Source organism: Rhizobium sp. CFBP 8762, assembly GCF_014841565.1.
Lineage (GTDB): Bacteria > Pseudomonadota > Alphaproteobacteria > Rhizobiales > Rhizobiaceae > CFBP-8762.
Map to the genome: position 1 here is coordinate 19,266 of NZ_JACYUD010000002.1, position 20,955 is coordinate 40,220.

Consider the following 20,955-nt stretch of genomic DNA (forward strand, 5'->3'; position numbering starts at 1 on the left):
TTGAATCAACGTTTTCCTGGTTACGTCGGGGTATTTAAAAGAACGTCGTTCGCCTCGTCGTGATCCATGTCAAAAACCTTCTTTCCGATTTCGAAGCTGAAACCGTTTCGGGCGAACGCCGATAGTTCTTTCAGTTTGCGTTTATCATCAAGTTCAACGGTTCTGTAAGGTCCAAACCGGCGTTTTCGTGCGAAGATGACGGCCGCGACGAGGTCGTTCGTTTCGATCATTGCTGTTTCGACTGTTTCTGCTGCAACACCTTTGGTCGCCAGTTTCTGTGCAATCATGCGCCGGGATTTGCCGTTGCGCACCGCAGAGCGCGCGCTGACGCTGGCGTAATTGTTATCATCCAGCGCATTCTGCTCGTACGCGAAAGCGACAGCGTAGTCCGCAAGCGCTTGAAGTGTTGGCGCAGCGATAGGATTGAATTTTTCTTTTGCTTTACGGCGTATGGCATCAGACAGTTGTTTTTCAGTCAGCATTTGGCGGCTTAGTCGATATAGCGTGGAGTTTCGCGCCCATGTCAGCATTCGTGCCGTCGGTTCGTTCGGCTGGCTGTCGGCCTCATTTGTATCAGCAGCGGTCATCAATCACGCGGTATTTTAGTATCATCTGTTAATCGTTTTACTCTATGATGGTGTCTGTTATTCCCCTTGCCGGGATACCGCTGAGAATACGATGGATCACGCAATATTATACCCCTCAAAATTTACTGTTTATATATCGTTCGCCCTCCATATTGCCTGTCAAAAGGAGCGTGAATGTGAACGCCTGCCAGCAATGTAAAACCGATACCCTGTTTCCCCTGCCCTTCACGATGGCTTTTCAGCCAATTGTAGATGTCCGGTCAGGATCGGTCTATGCTCATGAAGCCCTCGTGCGCGGAACGAATGGCGCGGGTGCTGGCACAATTCTGGCGTCCGTAGATTCTGCCAATCGTTATGCCTTTGATCAAAGTTGCCGCGTCAAGGCCATTGAACTGGCGTCTAGCCTCGGCTTGGCGAACACTCCTGCCTTTCTGTCGATCAACTTCATGCCCAATGCCGTGTATGAGCCTCGGGCCTGTATCCGTCGCACCTTGGAAGCCGCAGGCAAAACAGGCTTTCCTACGGAAAAAATCATCTTCGAGTTCACGGAAAATGAGAAGCTCGACACCAAACATCTGTTAAACATCATGAATGCGTATCGGGCGATGGGCTTCAAGACGGCGATTGATGACTTCGGCGCGGGCTATGCCGGTCTCGGTCTGTTGTCGAAATTCCAGCCCGATCTGGTCAAGCTGGATATGGATATTATCAGAGATATCGACACAGTGCCGGTGAAACAAACGATCGTTCGCAACATTGTCAAACTGCTGGACGATCTGGGCGTTACCTTGATTTGTGAGGGTGTGGAAACCGCAGGGGAATTGACAGCGCTGGTTGACCTGGGTGTCGATTACATCCAGGGCTACCATATCGCGCAACCGCAATTCGAAGCGCTGACCCCGCCGATTTTGCCCGTTCGATCCGCGACCGAGAGGCCCGGGAGATTTTAGGTGCCTGGCGGCTATTCCTCGTCAAAACCGTGCAGCGGGCCGAATGTGGGTTGCCATTCCCCTTGTGCGTCCTTTTCCACCCGCTTATTGCCACGATAAAACACGGGTTTTCCGGTTTTCTTGTTCATCGCGAAACGGCTCGGGGCATGTTTTGCCTTGGCGTCTTCGCCCACGGCGAGCGCCAGCGCTTCCTTGAAGTGTCCGTTTTTGCAGAGGGCCTTAAACGCGTCGTGGTTCATGTGCTGCGCATCCTGTTTGGGCCTGTGTATACGATCCGTGCTGTCATTTCACCCCCTATGATTTTTACAGAACTGTCACGGTGGAAAACAGATCCTTAAGACTCCCACGATAATTTGACAGGCTCATCGGACGAACCGAACGGATTGCGCAATGGCTTTTCTCGATTTCGACACAACCCTGTTCCTATGGATGACGGGGGGGCCAAATGCTGCCATATGGTTGGTCATCATTGCTATTCTGATTGCTAAGGCGCCGATTTATTTTCTGCCGCTTCATATGGTCAACCTGTGGTTTTCCGGTTCTCCAAAGCTGAAGCAGACAGCACTGGCGTTGTTTCTAGCCCTCTTGATCGGTACGGTTCTCAGTTATGCTCTGGGCGTCGTTGCTTATCGTCCAAGACCGTTTGTGGCAGGGCTCGGAGCTGCTTTGATGGACCACCGCCAAAGCCCTTCCTTCCCGAGCAATCACGCGCTCGTTTTTGCGACCTATGCGACTACACTCTTGCTTCTGCGCCGCAGGCAGCTCGGCCTTCTGGTCGCTTCAGGCGGCGTTGTCGTGGGCTGGTCGCGTATCTATCTCGGCGTACACTATCCACTGGATATTGTCGGTGGTGCCGCCTTGGGCGTGGTATCATCGGTCGCGTCCTTGTGGATTATGGGCCGGTATGGCCGAACGCTCTATCATCATGTCGATCGCGTCTACATCCGCACGATTGATACCATGATGACAATCCTGTCTTTCGGACGCGATGGAAGCCGCGGCCGGCGATGATTGTCGATACGGTCTGGTTCGACCCGAGCGGTCATATTCCAAACAACAGGGAACTGCCGGTTATCCTGTATCAGCAGGCCCTTCCGTTACAGGCAGATATGACGAGGGCGTTCGAGACGCGATTTGCCGGGAACAAGTGGGGTGATCAGTGGCGCAATGGTGTTTTTGATTACCAGCACTATCACACGACCGCCCATGAGGTTCTCGGCATTGCTGCTGGCAACGCCCGTCTGCTCATAGGGGGACCGGATGGGAAGGTCTTGACGGTGAATGCTGGAGATTGTGTTTTGCTACCGGCTGGCACCGGGCATTGCAGGCTGGAGGCCAGTCGGGATTTTCTGGTTGTTGGTGCCTATCCTGCTGGACAGCACGCCGATCTCAAAACAGGCCCCGCATCAATGGTCGACATGCAAACCATCACACGCCTTCCGATGCCTGATCGAGACCCCATCGAGGGGAAAAATGGGCCGTTGTTGCATCATTGGATCAAGGGCTGACGCGGAAGAGCTTTAACATTCTCATGTTGAGGCAAATTCTTTCCGATCCTCGTTTCACGCCGGTCGGAATAGGCTCTAAATGCTGAGTTCTTTGCGTTCGGCTTCCGTTTGAATGGCCAGATCCAGAATTCTCTGCAAGTCCGCCGCATGGCGAAACCCCGGTTCTTCGCCTATGCCGATCTCGATGGACTGCGCAAAACGTTCATAGTTCGTTTTAACCGGCTCGGCCTCAATATCGCGCCAGACGGCATTTTCGACATCTGCACCCAGACATGCGCGCAATGTTGAATTTTCCGGCGTGTGAACAATCTCGAGCGCCCCGCGATCCCCGTGCAGCCTCAACCGCAATTCGTTCAGGTGCCCGGTTGCCCAACGGCTGGCATGAATAACGCCCATAGCTCCGTTTTCGAACTCCGCCGTCATCGTGAAACTGTCATTGGCGTCGAGATCATATTCACCGATGGCGTTGCCCGGCACCTTTTCAAACGTTTTCAACCGGGTAAACACCCGCTCGACTGTGCTGGCGGATCCGTAGGAGGCAAAGTCCAGAATATGGATGCCGACATCGCCGAGAACCCCGTTCGAACCATGCTTGGTCGAAAGGCGCCACAGCCACTGCGACTCCTGCGCCCAATCGCCCCACACCTTGGATACCAGCCAGCTTTGCAAGTAGGAGGCTTCAAGGTGTCGTACCTTGCCCAGCACGCCATTCTGCACCATCGTTCTGGCGGCCTGCAAAGGGGCAACGTTGCGGTAGGTCAGGTTCACCATGGCAATGACACCCGCCTGCTCCGCAGCCTTCGCCATTTCGTCGGCTTTGGCAAAATTTTCGGCAAGAGGCTTTTCGCAAAAAATGTGCTTTCCCGCCTGTATCACAGCCATGCTGGTCGGATGGTGGACGCGGTCGGGCGTTACGTTTGCCACCGCATCGAATTCGCCCCAGGCCAACGCTTCGTCCAGCGATGTGAAGGCCAATGGAATATTGTGCCGAAGGGCAAAGGCCCTCGCCTTCACATCCTCGACATCGACCGCAGCAACCAGTTCCACACCGGAAATCTGGGCAAAATTCATCGCATGGGCGTTGGCCATGCCGCCCGTTCCCAATATCAAAAGCCGCATGATTATTTATACCCTGCTTCGCCTGCCTGATGCAGCTTTTCGCCGCGTTCCTCAATCGGTTCCAGCGCTTGCTCCACCGGCACATTCGGTGCGTCGTGAATGGCGGTCAGCGCCGCCTGCGGATTGTAGGCCCAGTTGACAGCGTTGCGTAAAACCGTCTGCACATTGACGTCGTGATAGGTCGGGTATGTCTCATGTCCTGGCCGGAAGTAGAAAATGTTTCCTGCTCCCCGCCGCCATGTCATTCCGGAGCGAAAAACTTCTCCGCCTGCAAACCAGGAGATAAACACAGTTTCCAACGGTTCGGGCACGGAGAACTGTTCGCCGTACATTTCCTCGTGCTCCAGTACGAAATGGTCGTCCAGACCCTTGGCAATCTCATGGCGCGGGTTGATGACCCATAGCCGTTCACGTTCTCCGGCTTCACGCCACTTCAGCGCGCAGGGTGTGCCCATCAAACGTTTGAACGGCTTGGAGAAGTGACCGGAGTGCAGGACAATCAGGCCCATTCCCTCCCAGACACGCCTGGCAACCCGCTCCACCACCTCATCGCTTACCGCGCCATGGTCTTTATGGCCCCACCACAGCAACACATCGGTTTGCCGCAGCCGGTCTTCGGTCAGGCCGTGGTCAGGTTCTTCCAGTGTTGCGGTGGTCGCCTCAATGGCGTCGTCTGTATTCAGGGCATCGGCAATCGCATTATGAATGCCTGTCGGATAAATACTCCGAACGATATCGTTGGTTTGCTCGTGAATGTTTTCGTTCCAGACAACTGCACGAATAGGCAAAATCAGTTCCTCCAGTATCAATAAAATATAGCACCTAAAATGTCTGCAGTCGTCCTGATTTTGCGCTGGCGGGTGTCAGCACGACCGCAGAGTCGACAACAGCATCAAACCAGAAGTTCGCCCTCGTCCTCTCCATCCCAGTAATGAATGCGGCCCGCATGCACTTTGATCAACACGATGCCGGGCGTATCGATACCCTGCTCGAACCAGCGGTCCAGATCCTTTGTCCAGTGTTCCTCAAACTGAGCCTTGTCACGGATCAGTTCGGCTTCACCTTCCACATTGATGAAGATTGGCGGCTTGCCCAACAGACCTTTGCGGCCGGTAAATGACAACGCAACCTTGGGATCGGCCTTGATTTCGGTCACCATGCGGGACTCCTCCCAGGTGAAAAAGTAACTGTCTCCTTTGTACTCAACTTCGCCATTGTTGCTCATGGGGCGTCCAGCGATACTGCCATCGGCAGCGTGGGTCATCAACATAGCAAAATCGATATCCTGCATGGCTTTTGATAGATCGGGTAGCGTCATGTCTGACATGAATTGTTCTCCGGTTGGCAAGGGTTCAGTTCACACGGAAGTAGCGCATGCGTTGCGTTCGGCTAGAGCCGGTTTGCTTGATGGTTTGGTTCCCGGACTTTCTGAGGTTTCCTCAATGTCGCGACACAGCTAAACATCAACTGCAGCAAACCGCCAACCCCTTTCTGACCAGCCATTGGAACTAACCATGATACTTGACGAACGGACTTACGCAATCAAACCTGCTCATGTGCAGGACTATCTTAACCTGTACGTTTCAGAAGGCATGGCGTTGCAAATCAGCCATTTGGGCCACCTCGTCGGCTGGTTCACCACCGATGTCGGTGTCGTCAACGAGGTCGTTCATATCTGGCAATATGAAGGACTCGGAGACAGAGAAACGCGCCGCGCTGCACTGGAAGCAGACCCGCAATGGCAGGTATTTCGCACCAAGGCCGCGCAATATGTACTGGAAATGCGCAGCCGAATTCTGCGTCCGACCTCTTTCTCACCAATGAAGTAAGCGCGGTCTATGAAGATGCGTATTGTTCCCAGGCCAACCCAAACGGGCTTTCCTTGGCCCGTTTTTTGAGCCGCGCAATGGTTGCACTGAAATCATTGTCGTCGTCAAACTCTGTACCTGCGGGCAGTTCCAAAACAGCCATGCTGCACCGCATTAAGGGGAAAAGTTGCGGGTTGCCAAAGCGGTCGTTGCACTGAATGCAACCCGCATTTCGGTCGTCGTCGCTATACAGTTCGCGAACGCTGTTGGAAAAACCGGTCATCAGCGCTTCCATATGGTCCTGTACGACGCGATGGGGTAACCCGTTGAGGCCTATGAAAAAGTCGTCACCGCCCACATGACCCAGAAAGGCGTCTTCGTCCTGAAATTGGTGATGCAACAAACGGGCGTACAGCATTATCGCCATATCGCCGGTTTGAAACCCGTACTTGTCGTTGAATGGCTTGAAATTGTCGAAGTCGCCATAACAGAGATAACGGATCTGGCTACTCGTAGCCGCAGCGTCGCGCACAAACTGGCGAATAGAACGGTTTCCGGACAATCCGGTCAGCGGATTTTGATCCTGTGCTGATTTTAGTTGTTTTTCGTGAAGGATGCGCAGCAAGGAACCAGCGGATAAAACGCCGGAATAGCGCCCATGCTCTGTCAAGATAAGACAGTGGCTGGTAGCCGTGTCCGCAAAAATTTTAAGCAGTTGTTCGGCCGGGGTTGCAATGTCGACCACTGGAACCGGTGTTATAAAATGCGATACCCCGCGCTGGTAGATTTTGTTCTTCAGCAAATCCCGTCCGAATGGATGATAAATTTTATCCTTCAGCTCATTCTCATGCAAAATACCGCGCGGCTCGTCCTGCGCTGACACGACCGGAAACAAATGCAGTTTCGGATGACGACGGAACAGATCGAATACCCCCTCGATCGCATCTGTTTCACGCACAACGGGCAGTGGCTCAGCCTCTTTGCGGATCAAGACACGGTCAGCAGACGTCGTATCAGCCTGTCGACGCGTCGATGCCTCAAGATGGCGATAGGCCGTTGGCAGTTCCTCCACCTGCTGCACAGGCCGGGCGATGAACCAGCCCTGGACGAGGTCGCAACCCAACTGACGGCAGAGAGTATATTCCGCCTCGGTCTCAACACCTTCCGCGAGCGCACGCGCGCCGAGGGCATGTACCATGGACACGGTCTGTTTCAGTAGTTGGCGATTGCGGGGATTGTGGTCAACGTCTTGTAAAAAGTGCCGGTCTATTTTCACGTAGTCCGCCGACGCGTGGGATAAGACACGAAGACCATTGAAACCTGTGCCGAAATCATCGATTGCAATTTTGAACCCTTTGGCTTTCAACGTCTGTATAAAGGGCGTGAAGGCCGCATTGTTCAAATAATCAAAGCGTTCCGTCAGTTCGATGCAGACGGCGTTCGGGAGAAGACCGTGACCGGCGAGGCAGGCCGTTAACCGCTCCAAAAATAGTATTCCCTGCGCAATCAAGCGTGTATCGAAGTTGAGAAACAAGGTCTGGGTCAAGCCGCTTGCACGCGTTGCAAAACGCGAGACCGAATTCTCAAAGCTGGCTTGCTCCACCTGCAACAGCTGGTTGGTATGATGAGCCTTATCAAGAAGGTCGAGTGGCGTTTCAAACCCCAGATGTTCATAACCACGCAGCAGGGACTCATAGCCGTACACACGGCCGCTCACCATCTCCACGATGGGTTGAAAAGCATTGTCGAACGGCTGTTGACCCAAAGTGTTTGAGGTGTCTGCCGCTGGCGTTCTCAAAAACTCGATATTTGCCACACCGCTCTCCCTGTCGACAACAGACTCTCTTAGATCGCGTATAAGCGCAGATGATCAAGCAGAAATTGCGGAAAGCCGAGCGAAACACCCGGCTTTCCTAACGGCATCTTGTTAGAATGAACGCTGGAAGCGGACCATACCGCCCCACTGGTCGCCGGTTGCATCCTTACGGTCGCGATAGGCAACTTCCGGCGTAATAGCCAAGCCCTTCACAACAGTGAAAGCGACGTTTGCTGCGACAGCCAGCGTTTCTGCGTCGTCGTAGGAGACCTGTGCAGCCAGCTTTGTCTTTTCGGTCAGATTAGCAGATACGCCACCCCAGACAGCCCAGTCGCCGCCCCAGGTTGCGTACCGGTTCTTCATCTTGCCGTCTGTGTTCCAGCCACCCATAATGAAGGCGGAGACAGAGCCGAGCGTACCGTCGAGACGCGCCTTAATGGCACCCTCTTCCAGGCTTTCATCGTAACCGCCCACGACGCGCGCTGAGAATGCCTTGCTGACGTAACCCGCACCGGCTACCATATCCGGCATGTAGTTGCGGCCGGACTCGTCATCTTCAAGCGCGATAATGCCAGTCAAACCGTTATCGGACTTGAACGTATAGGACATCAGCGTCGTGCGGTACGGGCCGAAGGGGATCAAGTCGTCATTCATGACGCTACCGGCATAGCCCGCAAATGTCGTGAATGCGGATTCGTCAACGCCGACGCGAAAACCAGCCAGATCGATATATCCAAATTGTAGAGCGACTGCATCGGTTCCCTGGCGATAATTGAAGCGAACCTCGCTATAGGTCTTCAAGTCACCAAGTTCCGTATCGGATGCAGTGCTCACCCGCAGCGCGAAACGGGCGCGGTTGTCATAGGTATCGCCGCCAGCAACGCCGTCCGTGTTCAACCCCAGCAAGTCGCCACCCCTGACATCAAAACGCATGTAACCGCCAATTTTCAGGCAGGTTTCGGTGCCGGGGATATAGAAGTAACCCGAACCGAACGCGTCACAGACGCGAACATATTCCATGGGCTCAGGTTCGGCGGCGACGATAGCGTCCGCTGCGGTTGCCATTGGCGCGAAAGAAAGCAAAGCTGCGGAGCCAAGAAGAAGGCTGCGAAGTGTCATGATGACCTCCAGGTCAGATAAGTTTTTTGACGTCGGAGTAGGCTTTTGCCTGTCCGGCAACACCGGCGTGGTCGCGGGTTGCATGGAGCGGCTTAGTTTCCGTTCATGACACGAAAGCAATATTGCATTAGAATTGTTTTACTTACGGTGCGGCGAAGCTGAGATGTTGCTATTTCGCAACAAACTGCTCATTCCCCGGGGATTGTATGACAACCAAATAACCGTTTTGTGAAACGAAACCAATGGGTTAACAATCAAGCCTTGTGATTTTTTGCGCTCGCAACCTATTAGATAGTGCTGATTCGAGGACTGCGGACGCAATAGCTGCGTATCCAATTTCTAGCTGTTTGACGCAGGACTCTTCAAGAAAGCAGAGGCTGCTATATCCGCTCCAGCGACATAACTTTCAACGTTTCCTCGCGGATGTCGGCAAGGATTTCGCGCTTGTAGTGAGCAAAGGTCGGGTCTGTCAGGACGTTGGGAGTACGCGAGCGCGCCAGATCAATCATCATGTCTTTTTTGACGCGGCCGGGGCGACTGGCCAGTACGACAACACGGTCTGCCAGGAAAATTGCCTCGTCCACATCGTGCGTTACAAACAACACCGTAACACGATGGTTCTCCCATACGGTCAAGAGCAGTTCCTGCATCATACCGCGGGTTTGCGCGTCTAGCGCCCCGAAGGGTTCATCCATCAACAGGATCGCGGGCTGATAGACCAGCGCCCGGGCAATGGCGACGCGCTGGCGCATTCCGCCTGAAAGCTGCTTCGGATAAGCATTCTGAAAGCCTGAAAGGCCAACGGCGTTCACAAAATGCGCGACCAGTTCCTGCTTTTCCGGTTTTGACAGAGCGCTCTTTTCCAAGGCAAAACGAATATTGCCTTCGACTGTCATCCACTCAAACAGGCTGTAGCTCTGAAACACAAAACCGCGATCCCGTCCCGGCCCCCGCACCGGTTCGCCATCGATCAGGATGTGACCGGTTGTCGCCTCATCGAGTCCGCCGATCATATTGAGAAGCGTCGATTTTCCGCATCCTGATGTTCCCACAATCGAGACAAACTGATTTTGGGGAATATCGAGGCTGATGGATTCGATCGCCGTAACGGGGCCGTCGTTCCCCTTGAACGTTTTTCCGACTTGGACCACGGACAATTTGACTGGTTCGCTCATCGCGTCTGACTGCTCCAGGTAAACAGTGACCGCCCTGCCCGTTTAAAGAGATAATCCGTCAACAAGCCCAATAATCCGATGAACAAAATGCCGAACAGGATCGTATCCGTTGCAAGGTAGCGCTGCGCGTCCATGATCCGGCGCCCAAGCCCGGCATTGGCAGCCACCAGTTCAGCGACCACCAGATAGGTCCATGTCCAGCCGATGGTAATGCGGAACGTATCCCAGATACCCGGCATGGCGGCAGGCAAGACGATCCGTCGCAAGATCTCGCCATCACTGAATCCCAGAGTTTGTCCGGCACGAATAAGGTTAATGTCAATGTTTTTGACATTGTCCATGATCATCAGTGCTTGCTGAAAAAACGTTCCGAGAAACAGAATGAGAATTTTCTGGACGTCGCCGATGCCAGCCCACAAAATGGACAGGGGAATGAGAGCGACAACGGGCATATAGCGTACCGTGGAGATCAGCGGCTCGAACAGCCCCTCCATCAGCCGATAATTGCCCATAAGTATGCCGAGGGGTACGGCAACAACGGTCGCGGCCAGCCAGCCTACGATGATACGGTAGATCGAGACGGACGCATCTTCCAGCAGAATACCCTCCCGCAACTGCCGGACTCCTTCGCCGATAACGCTCCACGGGCTGGGCAGAAACAGCGGACGCACCAGCCCCAACCATGTGACGCCCGCCCAGATGGCCAGCAACAGAAGCGGTATCAAAAACCCGGACAGGCGAAAAATCGGTTCCGGAATGTCCTTTCTTAAACGCAACAGCGTTTTGCGGTGCATCATTGCGCTGCAACGGCCTTCAAAGGCTCAAGTGCCAGCAGTTCGTCGGCGGTCGGTACGCGCTTGATGTTATCAGGGTTGGTTTCATGCATGATTTCGCCAGCAGCCTTCATCGATTCCTGAAATTCGCCCTTCAGGAACTGTTGGTTTTCCTGAATATCGTACATTCGCACGCCCGCGAATGCCGGCTCCAGTTCTTCCAACGAACTGCCAACGGCCTTTGCGATGATGGCTTTCCCTTCCTGCGGGTTCTCGCGCACGAATTTGACTGCGTCGTCCCATGCGCGGATCAGGCCCTGCACATCTTTGGGGTTGGCCGCAATCCATGTTGAGGAGGCCGTTAACATATCGCTGATCAAGCCGCGCTTTTCAGCGGCAGTATAAATAACCTTGAATCCCCCGCCTTGCTTCAGACTGGTGGATATATACGGCTCGTACGTCACCGCCGAGTCGACTCGACCCGCAATCAGCGCAAGGCCCGCTTCGGACGCGCCCATGGGCACATGCTCCACATCGCTGAGTTTCATGCCGTTCTGTTTCAGTGCGTAGTTCAGCAGCAGGTCGCTTGTGGCCCCCGCTTCAAAGGCAACCGTTTTGCCCTTTAAATCCTTGACGGAATTGATGCCGTCCCCGGCCAGAATGGCGTCCGCCTCAAACGACAGATCCATAACCAGAAAGCCTTTCTGATCGACGCCCTGATTGACATTGGTGATAACGCTGTTGCTGCCCGCGGCGATGACATTCAAATTTTCGCTCGCCAAGGCGGCGGTCATATCCTGATCCCAGTTGAACGTGGTCAGGACCACATCCAGATCATGCTTTTTGAAAAACCCCTTTTCCTCGGCAACCCATAGGGGGCCATAGCCCAACCATGGCTGAACCCCGACCTTGATGGTATCTGCGTGCGCCTGAGCGAGCGAAACGGTGGCAAGGGTCAGTGCCAGTGCGAGAGCTTTTATCATGCTGGAATCCGTGACATTCTTTGAAGGTTGGTTTTTCTTAACCTGATCTTGGGGCCAGGAAAACCCTGTTGATGTGGGTTTTACCCGGATTGATCAGAAAGCTCGACTGATGAGAAAGCCCAACTCATGAAAAAGAATGCGACCCCACCCTATAGCTACCGAAACGACCCCGCAGTGCCGCCATTTCCGGACGATAAACCAATTTTTCTGTTTGATGGTCAATGCGGTTTTTGCTCTGCCGCAGTGATGTTTCTGCTGCGAAGGTGCAAGAGCGCTGATTATCGCTACGTGCCGGCGCAAACACCGTTGGGTCAAGCCCTGTTGATCCATTACGGATATGACGCAACCGACTATGAGACGGCGTTGTTTTTGCGGGATGGTGTAGCCTATACTCGCTCGGAAGCAAATCTGAGAGCGTTTGCCGGGTGTGGCTTTCCCTACAGCGTGTTGAACCTTGCCCTGTTGATTCCCCGGTCAATCCGGGACCGGGTTTATGATTTCGTCGCGCGCAACAGAATGCGCATTGCCGGGAGACTGGATACGTGCATGATCCCCACGCCATCTCATGCGGCGCGCTTTCTAAGCTGACAACACGTTCTAATCGCCGGTATCCCACAGCGCCGTCAGAAACAGCGCGCCATAGCGTTCCAGCTTGGTTTCGCCAATTCCTGATATCTCCAGCATGTCGTCCAGCGTACGCGGACGCTGCGTTGCCAGCGCGATGAGCGTTGTGTCGGGAAACACAACATAGGGAGGAACACCAAGCTCCTTGGAAATGCGCAGGCGCTCCATTCTGAGTTTTTCAAACAACTCATGGGCGCTCCCGGACAAACCCGTATAATCCCGCTGCCCGGTTTTTTGCGCGTTACCGCGTCGCGTGCTGGCAACCCGGTCCTTGCGGAACATCACCGCGCGTTTCTTTTTAAAAACATTGGATGCCTCCGCCCGCAACGTAATGGCGCCGAAATTGTCGTGCTCCACATGAATGAGGTCCAGCGCCAGCAACTGGCGATACACAGACTGCCATGTCTGCACGGACAAGTCCTTGCCAGCACCAAACACCGGCATGGAGGTGTGACCAAACTTCTCGGTCTTCTCGGTCACTTTGCCGATCAGCACATCGATCAGATGGCCGGTGCCAAAGCGCTCCCCGGTGCGGTAGGCGGCGGCCAGAGCCTTGATCGCGGCGTCGGTGCCGTCCCATTGCTCCACAGGACGCACGCATGTATCGCAGTTTCCACAGGGCTGCTCGTAAGCCTCGCCAAAATGCGAAAGAATGGCGCGCCGCCTGCATCCCGCAGTTTCGCAGATCGCAATCAGGGCATTGAGCTTGCCGCGCTCGATCCGCTTGATCTCTTCGGTCGAGTCACCTTCGTCTATCATGCGCTGGCGCTGGACAATGTCCTGCATACCATAGGTCATAAAGGCTTCAGACGGCATTCCGTCACGACCGGCGCGGCCCGTTTCCTGATAATAGCCTTCCACAGAGGAGGGCAAATCCAGATGGGCGACGTAGCGAACGTTTGGCTTGTTGATGCCCATTCCAAACGCAACGGTGGCAACGAGACACAGCCCCTCTTCGAGCCTGAAGGCATCCTGACTTTCGGTTTTCAGACGCGCATCCATCCGTGCATGGTAATACCGTGCCTTGACGCCGTTCTCGTTCAGCCATGCAGCGGTTTCCTCCACCTTGCGGCGTGACAGGCAGTAGACGATGCCGCTTTCGCCCTTATGGCGCTTCAAAAACTGAAGAAGCTGCGCCTTGGGATTGGAGCGTTCAACGATTTCATAGCTGATATTGGGCCGGTCAAAGCTGTCGATAAAAATTTCTGCCTCATCCAGTTCCAACAGGCGCACGATATCGCGGCGTGTGTGTGGATCGGCAGTGGCTGTGAGCGCTATTCGGGGAATTCCGGGATAGATTTCCTTCAGTTTCCCAAGCGACAGATAATCCTTGCGAAAGTTATTGCCCCATGTGCTGACGCAGTGGCACTCATCAACGCAGAGCAGCGCAATCTTCGTGCCGCCAAACATCTGGGCAAAGCTTGGTAGAACCACCCGCTCTGGCGTCACATACAGGATTTTAAGGTCACCAGCGCGCAGCCTGCGGCGCACGGACAGCGCTTCTTCGTCCGGCTGGTCGGCGTAAAGACAGGCTGCCGGTATGCCCAACGCTTTCAGGTCGTCCACCTGGTCACGCATCAACGCCACCAGCGGCGATACAACAATGGTCGTGCCCTCAAGGCACAGCGCTGGAATCTGGAAGCAGAGCGACTTGCCTTTGCCCGTTGGAAACAGAACAAGCGCATCGCGGCCAGACAGCACGGTGCGGATAACGGCCTCCTGCTGCCCCCGAAAACCGGAATATCCCCAGACCTGTTTGAGAACCTGTGTCGGGTTGGACCGATAATGCTGCAACATGGACGCGTATCAAACCAATCTATAAGCCGTGCGTATGAGCGCTATTCGATCTGATTGAATCAGATCGGTGCTCTAAGTCATTTATTTGTAAGCATAATCTTTTCGATCCTCGCTTGGCTCCGGTCGGATTATGCTTCAGGCGCTGTCTGTCGCAGATTCGACTGGCCGCGTCCATGGCAACATCCGCTTGGGTTTGATCCGCACAGTGCCCACGCGCGTAAATGCCGATAGTAAAACACAGGGACAGGCATGACCGGCATGAAACAACCCTTGCATACGCGCTGGCAGTACGCCGCCTATGCCTTGCCTGCCCTGCCGCTGGCGGGTCTGGCCCTGCCTCTCTACATCATTGTGCCAACGTTCTACGCCGATGTTATTGGTCTGCCGCTGGCATCGGTCGGGATGGCCTTGCTTGCCATTCGCATTCTGGACGCCATTACCGACCCGCTGTTTGGTTGGTCAGCCGATAGTTTTTCGAAGCGCATCGGGCGGCGAAAAGGCTTTTTTCTCCTGTCTATACCGGTAACGGCGCTGTCCGGCTTCATGCTGTTCTGGCCGCCGATGGATGCGGGACTGGCCTATCTTGGCCTATGGGGTGCACTGGCGTCTATCGGGTACACATGGAGCGTGCTGCCTTACACGGCCTGGGGAGCAGAGCTGGTAACGGACTATACGGGGCGTGCGCGGCTCTCGGCGTGGCGGGAAGCGGCAACGCTGGTCGGAACGCTGCTCGCCATCAGCTTGCCGTTCACGATCGGGCTTCAACGGGCAGACGGCTTTCACGGTCTGGCGGCCATGGGCCTGCTGCTTCTCGTTGCACTGCCATTGTGCGCAATGGTTGCCACGGTCACCGTGCCAGAACCAAAGGACCATTCGACCACCGGCGTTTCACTCTTGCAAAGCCTTCGGTTTCTGGCCCGGAATGGTCCCTTTGTACGGCTGATATCAGCGTTCTTCCTGAACGGGTTTGCCAATGCCATTCCCGCGACGCTGTTCCTGTACTTCGTGTCCGACCGTCTGGGTGTCCCGGACATGCGCGGACCGTTTTTGTTTCTCTATTTTCTCAGTGCCATTGCGGGTGTCCCATTGGCGCTCAAAGCTGCGGAGCGGTTCGGCAAACACCGTGCGTGGTGCGGATCGCTGGTCACGGGCTGCGCGATTTTTGCGCTGAGCGGGTTTCTGGGGCCGGGGGATGTCATTGCCTTTGGTGTGATCTGCGTGTTGACCGGGCTGCTTCTGGGCTTTGATCTGGCGCTACCCCCATCCATTCAAGCCGATGTTATCGATGTGGATACGGCAACGTCCGGGGCACAGAGATCGGGTTTCTATTTTGCCGCATGGAGCCTTGCGACGAAACTGGCACTGGCGCTCGCTGTCGGTGCCGTGTTTCCTATTCTCGACTATGCCGGTTATCAGACAAGCGGCACAGTGAACGCGCCATCAGCGCTCACGGTACTCGGTATTCTCTACGCATGGATGCCCATCATCCCGAAGCTTGCGGCGGCGGCGTTGATCTGGAATTTCCCCATCGGAAAAGCAGAGTTGGCTACCATTCAGCAACGCATTGTCTTAAGCCAACGGTAGCGGGGTCTCTTTACCTTCGATCAGGATAGCCCTGAAATCGTTGACGTTGGTGCCCGTCTGGCCTGTGATAAACACATCATTCGTTGATTCAAATGCGGTGAAGGCATCATGGGCATTCAGGCACGCAACCGGATCGACGCCCGCACCGCGCATATTGACAGTCGTTCGCCCATCCGCAAACGCCCCGGCATTGTGCTCGGAACCATCAATTCCGTCCGTATCTGCCGCCAAAGCGACAATGCGGTCTTCACCAGCGATGTCGAGCGCGAACGATAACAGGAACTCGGAGTTCCGGCCTCCCCTGCCCGCACGTTCGTCGCGTATCGTTACGGTTGTCTCACCACCGCTCAGCAAGACGATCGGGGCCTCGAACGGGCGGTTTCGGGCCGCAACCTCCCGCGCGATTGCAGCGTGCATTTTGCCGATGTCCCGCGCTTCGCCTTCAATGCAATCGGAGAGGATCACGGCGCGCACCCCCTGCCGTTGCGCCGCGTCTGCCGCTGCCTCCAGCGACACCCGCGCGGACGCGATGACGTGGTGCTCATTCGCCGGATTGAGCAGCATAACCGTGCTGTCCTCCGCATGTTCAAGACAACGCATCACTGCGTCCGGTAGGATAAGGCGGTGTTGGCGGACCAGTGCCAAAGCATCTGAACGTGTCGAGCCATCCGACACCGTCGGACCGGAAGCCACATGGGCCGGATTGTCTCCAGGTATATCGGACACGATCAGGCTAAAAACACGGGCGGGGTAGGCAAGCTGCGCCAACTGTCCGCCCTTGATTGTCGATACGTGCCGGCGGATAACATTCATCGCTGAAATCGGCAGCCCAGAGGCAAGAAGAGCACGGTTAACTGCGATTTCGTCTGCGAGCGTCAGCCCCGCAGCAGGCGAAGGCAGCAATGCCGATCCGCCTCCGGAAATCAACGCGACCACCAAATCGTCTTCTGTCAGGTCCGCAACCGCTGCTTTCAAGGCAAGAGATGCTCTTAGACCGGCGTCGTCGGGAACCGGGTGCGCAGCGTGCAGCACGCTGATGCGCTCACAGACTGTCTCATCGCCATGACGCGCAACCACAACGCCTGACAGAGGTGCAGTCCAAAGCTGCTCAAAAGCCAGTGCCATGACTGCGGATGCTTTTCCAGCGCCCACAATGACGGTTCGACCTTTGGGTCGTGTCGGCAAATGCGCCCGGATGGCGACAAAAGGATCTGCTGCCGCAACCGCAGCCTCGAACAGGGAGGTCAAAAAGGCGCGTTGTACAACCGGATGCTTTTTCTCGTCCGATGGCACGCTCTACGAATCCTGTTTTATCTGCGTGGCAGCGGAACTGCTCTGGGTTGCCGCTGTGCAGGCTTGTCGGATTGCGGATATCAACGCATCCGCATCATATGGCTTCCCGAGCACCGTTGCACCGCTTTCCGCCCTAACGCTACCGGGGTCGCCGGTGGCAAACAGGATAGCGGCTGAGGGGCGGATCGACCGGGCACGCGCCGCCAACTCCGGGCCGGATACGCCGGGCAAATTGACATCGGTCACCAATACATCAAACGGTGTTGTCTGCAGCGCCGCCATGGCTTCTTCCGCACTTGCGGCGTCCACAACGATGTAGCCTGCATCCTGCAAGATATCGGCAGTGTTGATGCGGATCAGAGCGTCATCCTCCACCAGCAGCACTGTGATTTGCGAGGTTACCGCACTTGGTGGTGGCATCGTCACCTTTGGCTGAGCGGGCTTTGCAACGGCACGCTGGCGCTGGTTGGCCAGCACATGGCGAAATTTTCGCGCCAGCGCTTCACGCGTATAAGGCTTGGAAAGAAGCTCGACACCGGCATCCAGCTTGCCGCCATGAACAATGGAGTTCTCGGTGTAGCCGGACGTGAACAGAACGGCAATATCCGGCAGGCGCTCGCGCGCCATGCGCGCCAGTTCCGGGCTTTTGAGCGTGCCGGGCATCACCACATCGGTGAACAGAAGGTCGATGGGTATTCCGCTTTCGATAACGTTCAGCGCGCTGGAGGCGTCAACGGCTTTCAGTACCCGGTAGCCAAGATCGGCCAGCATGGCGACGACGGTTTCGCGGACTTCTGCATCGTCCTCGACAACCAGAACGGTCTCTGTGCCGCCCGAGATTGGACCGGTATCAACCGCGACCTCCACATCTTCCGACTGCATGGCCCGGGGAAGGTAGAGCTTGATGGTTGTTCCGTGGCCGACTTCCGAATAGATTTTGACATGGCCGCCCGACTGCTTCACGAAGCCATAGACCATCGACAGGCCAAGTCCTGAACCTTTGCCTTCCGCCTTGGTCGAGAAAAAGGGTTCAAACACCTTTTCGATAATGTCAGGTGACATGCCGGACCCCGTATCGGTCACAGCCAACAGAACATATTGACCTGCGGTCACCTCATCATGGGTGCGGGCATACGCATCATCCAAATGCGCATTGGCCAGTTCTATCGTCAGCTTGCCACGTCCTTCCATGGCATCGCGTGCATTGATCGCCAGATTCAGAAGTGCATTCTCAACCTGCGCCGGATCGATGAACGTGTTCCACAAGCCGCCGGTGACGACCGTTTCGACCTCAATTGCTTCGCCAATGGCACGGCGCAGCATATCGTCCATCCCTTGCACGAACCGGCTGATATTGACGACTTTTGGTTCGAGCGCCTGACGGCGCCCGAAGGCCAGCAACTGGCTGGCCAGTTTTGCGCCCCGGGCCACGCCCGCCACGGCGTTGGTGACACGACGCTCGGCCTGACTGTTTCCGGCAATATCCTTTGCGAGAAGCTGCAGATTGCCCGACACCACCTGCAGCAAGTTGTTGAAGTCATGGGCAACGCCGCCGGTGAGTTTGCCGACCGTTTCCATCTTCTGGGCCTGCGCCAGCTTGGCTTCTGCCCGCCGTCGCTCCTCGATTTCCGCGATCACCCGGGCTTCAAGATTTTCATTCAGGTGGCGAAGTTGCTCTTCGGCGCGTTCACGGTGACGCACTTGCCGGGAGAGCGCTTCGGCCTGATCCCGCAAGGCAGCTTCCGCGGCTCGTTGGTGCGTGATATCAGTGTGGACACCCACCCATTCGACAATGTCGCCGGCTGTGTTCAGCATGGGCAGCGCACGGACAGCGAACTGCCGCCATGTCCCATCATGCCGGCGAACGCGATGTTCATGCACAAAGACCGATTTGGTAGCAACCGCCTGCCCCCAGACAGCTTTCGCGGACTCGCTGTCGTCAGGGTGAAGCGCGTTGGACCAGCCATAGCCCTCATAGTCGGCCTGTGTCTGGCCCGTCAGGGCGGACCATCCGGGCTGCTCGCCAACCATGCGACCATCGGCGCTGTTGGTCCACAACACACCATGGACGGCATCGATCGCAGTGCGAAAACGGCTGTTGCTGATTGCCAGATCGGACTCGCGCCGGGCGCGGTCTTCCATTTCGATACCGAGAATATGCACACCGGGGATGGACCCATCGCCCTCGATATGCGGGACATACCGGACTTCGATGGCGCGTGAACCACCATCCTTGTGCGGAAGCCTGCTTTCCGCTGAGAACGTCTCCCCTGCCAACGAACGATCAATATTCACACGGCGGTTTTCGTAGGCAACGGGCCCGATCATATCGCGCACATGACGCCCAATCATGGCTTGTGGCGATATCCCGAACCATTCATCATAGGCAGCGTTGGCGAAGCGATAAATATGATCCCGGTCCACATACGAAATGAGCATGGGAACGGCGTCGGTCACGCGGCGAAGCTCCGCTTCCCGCTCAGACAGGCGGCGCTCGGCCGCCAGCCGCGCGCTGTTGTCCACCAACGTACACATGACGCCGCCTACGAGGCCGGTTCCAACGTAAACCGGGGTGTAAAACAAATCCAGATACAGCGTTTCAGGACCGTGAGTCCGGTTCAGCACAACGGGGTAGTCGCGGTAGCGAACTGTTTCGCCTTTCCGGCACGCTTCGAAAATACGCTTTGTCCAATCCCAAAGCTCCGGAAATACGGTTTGGATCGGCGCGCCGAGCGCCATGGGATGACGCTCGCCCACAATGTCGCGATAGCGATCATTGTAGATCATCGTGTCATCTGGACCCCAGACCAGAACTTTCGCAACGGGCGAATTGACAATATTGGCAACCGTTGTTCGCAGCTCAACTGGCCAGCTTCGCGCATTGCCGAGTGATGTCCATGACCAGTCCTTGTCTCGAATGATCTCGCCGCAGGCACCGCCGCCAATGGGCCACGAACCATCGTCAATGGGCAATGACTTCGCGTCATCCCGCAGTGCCCGCAAAGCAAATGCAACCACCTCCTCGGCGTCGTTGAAGGCGCCGGATTGCAGGCAGGATTCGATAAACTGCTCCAGTTCGACTGGCAGCAAAATGTCACGCGGGCTACGTTGGGTCATGGCGTTTCGTGCCAGTTTTGTTCGATTGTGTCAATCAACTGGAATAAAGCGGATCTTGCATTTTCGTGAGGTTTCATCAGCGATCAACGATAACTGGAACCAACAGGAATCAAGCTCGTTAATTCCGGTTAAGAGAGGAAAAATCATGAAACCGCAGGATGAGAAACTCGACGAACAGCCAGCCGAAGGTGACCGCGAAGTGATCGACCGCGAACTTGCGCGGCAGGGCGACAAAACAAAGCCTACCGAGAAAAAAGCCGACCCGGCGCCCGAGACCAAGAAATAGGCTACTTCGGCGAACGTACTTTCTCGATCACGTTCATCACGATCTGTGCATCAAACGGCTTGTTGATAAAGCGGGATGAGGGCGGCAAATCTCCAGCCTCTGGCTCTACGGCGCCGGAGGCTATGATGATGTGAATATGCGGCCAAAGTTGTGACACTTTGCGCGCTAAAGACAAGCCATCGAGCTCACCTGGCATTTGTATATCGGTAAACAACAGGTGTGGTGCATCATGTTCCAGCAGGTACGCGAAAGCTTCATCAGCGGTTGCCGCCTCGAGCACTGTAAAGCCTGCATCGCTGATGATGTCGACCGTATCCATGCGGATCAACGGCTCATCATCAACCACCAGTGCGATGGGGCGTGTCGTTTGTGATGCGTTTTTCATGCCGGTTAAAGACGTTGAACCCTATTCCGTT

Annotated in this window: 21 protein-coding genes; 7 read left to right on the top strand and 14 right to left on the bottom strand. The window is 55.6% G+C overall.

Annotation, left to right across the window (positions count from 1 at the left end; genetic code table 11):
* Positions 1-20: 20 nt before the first annotated feature.
* Positions 21-587 (bottom strand): recombination regulator RecX, encoded by a 567-nt coding sequence (gene recX, locus IFT84_RS05280; RefSeq protein WP_192117634.1) that lies wholly within the window; start codon positions 585-587, stop codon positions 21-23.
* 176 nt (positions 588-763) lie between these two features.
* Here recX and IFT84_RS05285 point away from each other — a divergent pair, with 176 nt between their 5' ends.
* On the top strand, positions 764-1,537 hold the full coding sequence (locus IFT84_RS05285) for an EAL domain-containing protein (RefSeq protein ID WP_342212833.1): 774 nt from the start codon (positions 764-766) through the stop codon (positions 1,535-1,537).
* An 11-nt stretch (positions 1,538-1,548) separates the two neighbouring features.
* Here IFT84_RS05285 and IFT84_RS05290 read toward each other — a convergent pair whose 3' ends face one another.
* Positions 1,549-1,776: a hypothetical protein gene (locus tag IFT84_RS05290; RefSeq protein WP_192117635.1), complete on the bottom strand. Its 228-nt coding sequence runs from the start codon at positions 1,774-1,776 to the stop codon at positions 1,549-1,551.
* Positions 1,777-1,927: 151 nt separating this feature from the next.
* Between IFT84_RS05290 and IFT84_RS05295 the strand changes: the two genes are divergently transcribed.
* Entirely contained in the window at positions 1,928-2,548 is a 621-nt protein-coding gene (locus tag IFT84_RS05295) for an undecaprenyl-diphosphatase (protein WP_192117636.1), read from the top strand.
* The gene (locus tag IFT84_RS05300) at positions 2,545-3,045 is read left to right on the top strand and encodes a cupin (protein ID WP_192117637.1); all 501 of its coding nucleotides are present in this window, start codon (positions 2,545-2,547) and stop codon (positions 3,043-3,045) included. The genes IFT84_RS05295 and IFT84_RS05300 overlap by 4 nt, the downstream gene beginning before the upstream one ends.
* A 75-nt stretch (positions 3,046-3,120) precedes the next feature.
* Here the strand turns inward: IFT84_RS05300 and IFT84_RS05305 are convergent, their stop codons facing one another.
* The 3 genes from IFT84_RS05305 to IFT84_RS05315 all read right to left on the bottom strand — a co-directional run bounded on the left by IFT84_RS05305 (position 3,121) and on the right by IFT84_RS05315 (position 5,491).
* Positions 3,121-4,164, bottom strand: a complete 1,044-nt coding sequence (locus tag IFT84_RS05305) for a Gfo/Idh/MocA family protein (protein ID WP_192117638.1) — start codon at positions 4,162-4,164, stop codon at positions 3,121-3,123.
* 2 nt (positions 4,165-4,166) lie between these two features.
* Positions 4,167-4,952, bottom strand: coding sequence for a ThuA domain-containing protein (locus IFT84_RS05310; RefSeq protein WP_192117639.1), 786 nt, complete (start codon positions 4,950-4,952; stop codon positions 4,167-4,169).
* A 104-nt stretch (positions 4,953-5,056) separates the two neighbouring features.
* Complete coding sequence (locus tag IFT84_RS05315) at positions 5,057-5,491, bottom strand: pyridoxamine 5'-phosphate oxidase family protein (RefSeq protein WP_192117640.1); 435 nt, start codon at positions 5,489-5,491, stop codon at positions 5,057-5,059.
* 187 nt (positions 5,492-5,678) lie between these two features.
* Between IFT84_RS05315 and IFT84_RS05320 the strand changes: the two genes are divergently transcribed.
* Positions 5,679-5,993 carry an NIPSNAP family protein gene (locus IFT84_RS05320; protein ID WP_192117641.1) on the top strand — a complete coding sequence of 105 codons (315 nt, stop codon included), beginning with the start codon at positions 5,679-5,681 and terminating at the stop codon, positions 5,991-5,993.
* 7 nt (positions 5,994-6,000) lie between these two features.
* Here the strand turns inward: IFT84_RS05320 and IFT84_RS05325 are convergent, their stop codons facing one another.
* From IFT84_RS05325 to IFT84_RS05345, 5 genes are all read right to left on the bottom strand, one after another.
* On the bottom strand, positions 6,001-7,788 hold the full coding sequence (locus IFT84_RS05325; RefSeq protein ID WP_342212834.1) for a GGDEF domain-containing protein: 1,788 nt from the start codon (positions 7,786-7,788) through the stop codon (positions 6,001-6,003).
* 111 nt (positions 7,789-7,899) lie between these two features.
* Entirely contained in the window at positions 7,900-8,907 is a 1,008-nt protein-coding gene (locus IFT84_RS05330) for a porin (RefSeq protein ID WP_192117642.1), read from the bottom strand.
* A gap of 380 nt (positions 8,908-9,287) precedes the next feature.
* On the bottom strand, positions 9,288-10,082 hold the full coding sequence (locus tag IFT84_RS05335) for an ABC transporter ATP-binding protein (protein WP_192117643.1): 795 nt from the start codon (positions 10,080-10,082) through the stop codon (positions 9,288-9,290).
* On the bottom strand, positions 10,079-10,879 hold the full coding sequence (locus IFT84_RS05340) for an ABC transporter permease (protein ID WP_192117644.1): 801 nt from the start codon (positions 10,877-10,879) through the stop codon (positions 10,079-10,081). The genes IFT84_RS05335 and IFT84_RS05340 overlap by 4 nt, the downstream gene beginning before the upstream one ends.
* A complete protein-coding gene (locus IFT84_RS05345; protein ID WP_192117645.1) occupies positions 10,876-11,838 on the bottom strand; it encodes an ABC transporter substrate-binding protein in 963 nt (320 codons plus the stop codon). The genes IFT84_RS05340 and IFT84_RS05345 overlap by 4 nt, the downstream gene beginning before the upstream one ends.
* Before the next feature lie 126 nt (positions 11,839-11,964).
* Between IFT84_RS05345 and IFT84_RS05350 the strand changes: the two genes are divergently transcribed.
* Positions 11,965-12,426 (top strand): thiol-disulfide oxidoreductase DCC family protein, encoded by a 462-nt coding sequence (locus IFT84_RS05350; protein ID WP_192117646.1) that lies wholly within the window; start codon positions 11,965-11,967, stop codon positions 12,424-12,426.
* Between the two features lie 9 nt (positions 12,427-12,435).
* Here IFT84_RS05350 and recQ read toward each other — a convergent pair whose 3' ends face one another.
* Positions 12,436-14,259 (bottom strand): DNA helicase RecQ, encoded by a 1,824-nt coding sequence (gene recQ / locus IFT84_RS05355; protein ID WP_192117647.1) that lies wholly within the window; start codon positions 14,257-14,259, stop codon positions 12,436-12,438.
* Between the two features lie 249 nt (positions 14,260-14,508).
* Between recQ and IFT84_RS05360 the strand changes: the two genes are divergently transcribed.
* A complete protein-coding gene (locus IFT84_RS05360) occupies positions 14,509-15,843 on the top strand; it encodes an MFS transporter (protein ID WP_244651107.1) in 1,335 nt (444 codons plus the stop codon).
* On the opposite strand, the gene IFT84_RS05365 is transcribed toward IFT84_RS05360, so the two are convergent.
* On the bottom strand, positions 15,829-17,136 hold the full coding sequence (locus IFT84_RS05365; protein ID WP_192117649.1) for a DUF4147 domain-containing protein: 1,308 nt from the start codon (positions 17,134-17,136) through the stop codon (positions 15,829-15,831). The genes IFT84_RS05360 and IFT84_RS05365 overlap by 15 nt on opposite strands.
* Positions 17,137-17,139: 3 nt before the next feature.
* A complete protein-coding gene (locus IFT84_RS05370) occupies positions 17,140-20,253 on the bottom strand; it encodes a PAS domain S-box protein (RefSeq protein ID WP_192117650.1) in 3,114 nt (1,037 codons plus the stop codon).
* A gap of 145 nt (positions 20,254-20,398) precedes the next feature.
* Between IFT84_RS05370 and IFT84_RS05375 the strand changes: the two genes are divergently transcribed.
* Complete coding sequence (locus IFT84_RS05375) at positions 20,399-20,539, top strand: hypothetical protein (protein WP_192117651.1); 141 nt, start codon at positions 20,399-20,401, stop codon at positions 20,537-20,539.
* A gap of 1 nt (position 20,540) precedes the next feature.
* Here the strand turns inward: IFT84_RS05375 and IFT84_RS05380 are convergent, their stop codons facing one another.
* Positions 20,541-20,924: a response regulator gene (locus IFT84_RS05380; RefSeq protein WP_192117652.1), complete on the bottom strand. Its 384-nt coding sequence runs from the start codon at positions 20,922-20,924 to the stop codon at positions 20,541-20,543.
* Positions 20,925-20,955 lie beyond the last annotated feature (31 nt).

Bases quoted from the DNA above. Each gene is read 5' to 3' on its own strand.
- IFT84_RS05295 (WP_192117636.1), top strand. From the start codon at position 1,928: ATGGCTTTTCTCGATTTCGACACAACCCTGTTCCTATGGATGACGGGG.
- IFT84_RS05345 (WP_192117645.1), bottom strand. From the start codon at position 11,838: ATGATAAAAGCTCTCGCACTGGCACTGACCCTTGCCACCGTTTCGCTC.
- IFT84_RS05360 (WP_244651107.1), top strand. From the start codon at position 14,509: ATGACCGGCATGAAACAACCCTTGCATACGCGCTGGCAGTACGCCGCC.
- IFT84_RS05350 (WP_192117646.1), top strand. From the start codon at position 11,965: ATGAAAAAGAATGCGACCCCACCCTATAGCTACCGAAACGACCCCGCA.
- IFT84_RS05335 (WP_192117643.1), bottom strand. From the start codon at position 10,082: ATGAGCGAACCAGTCAAATTGTCCGTGGTCCAAGTCGGAAAAACGTTC.
- IFT84_RS05340 (WP_192117644.1), bottom strand. From the start codon at position 10,879: ATGATGCACCGCAAAACGCTGTTGCGTTTAAGAAAGGACATTCCGGAA.
- IFT84_RS05320 (WP_192117641.1), top strand. From the start codon at position 5,679: ATGATACTTGACGAACGGACTTACGCAATCAAACCTGCTCATGTGCAG.
- IFT84_RS05375 (WP_192117651.1), top strand. From the start codon at position 20,399: ATGAAACCGCAGGATGAGAAACTCGACGAACAGCCAGCCGAAGGTGAC.
- recX (WP_192117634.1), bottom strand. From the start codon at position 587: ATGACCGCTGCTGATACAAATGAGGCCGACAGCCAGCCGAACGAACCG.
- IFT84_RS05305 (WP_192117638.1), bottom strand. From the start codon at position 4,164: ATGCGGCTTTTGATATTGGGAACGGGCGGCATGGCCAACGCCCATGCG.
- IFT84_RS05380 (WP_192117652.1), bottom strand. From the start codon at position 20,924: ATGAAAAACGCATCACAAACGACACGCCCCATCGCACTGGTGGTTGAT.
- IFT84_RS05330 (WP_192117642.1), bottom strand. From the start codon at position 8,907: ATGACACTTCGCAGCCTTCTTCTTGGCTCCGCAGCTTTGCTTTCTTTC.
- IFT84_RS05290 (WP_192117635.1), bottom strand. From the start codon at position 1,776: ATGAACCACGACGCGTTTAAGGCCCTCTGCAAAAACGGACACTTCAAG.
- IFT84_RS05315 (WP_192117640.1), bottom strand. From the start codon at position 5,491: ATGTCAGACATGACGCTACCCGATCTATCAAAAGCCATGCAGGATATC.
- IFT84_RS05300 (WP_192117637.1), top strand. From the start codon at position 2,545: ATGATTGTCGATACGGTCTGGTTCGACCCGAGCGGTCATATTCCAAAC.
- recQ (WP_192117647.1), bottom strand. From the start codon at position 14,259: ATGTTGCAGCATTATCGGTCCAACCCGACACAGGTTCTCAAACAGGTC.
- IFT84_RS05370 (WP_192117650.1), bottom strand. From the start codon at position 20,253: ATGACCCAACGTAGCCCGCGTGACATTTTGCTGCCAGTCGAACTGGAG.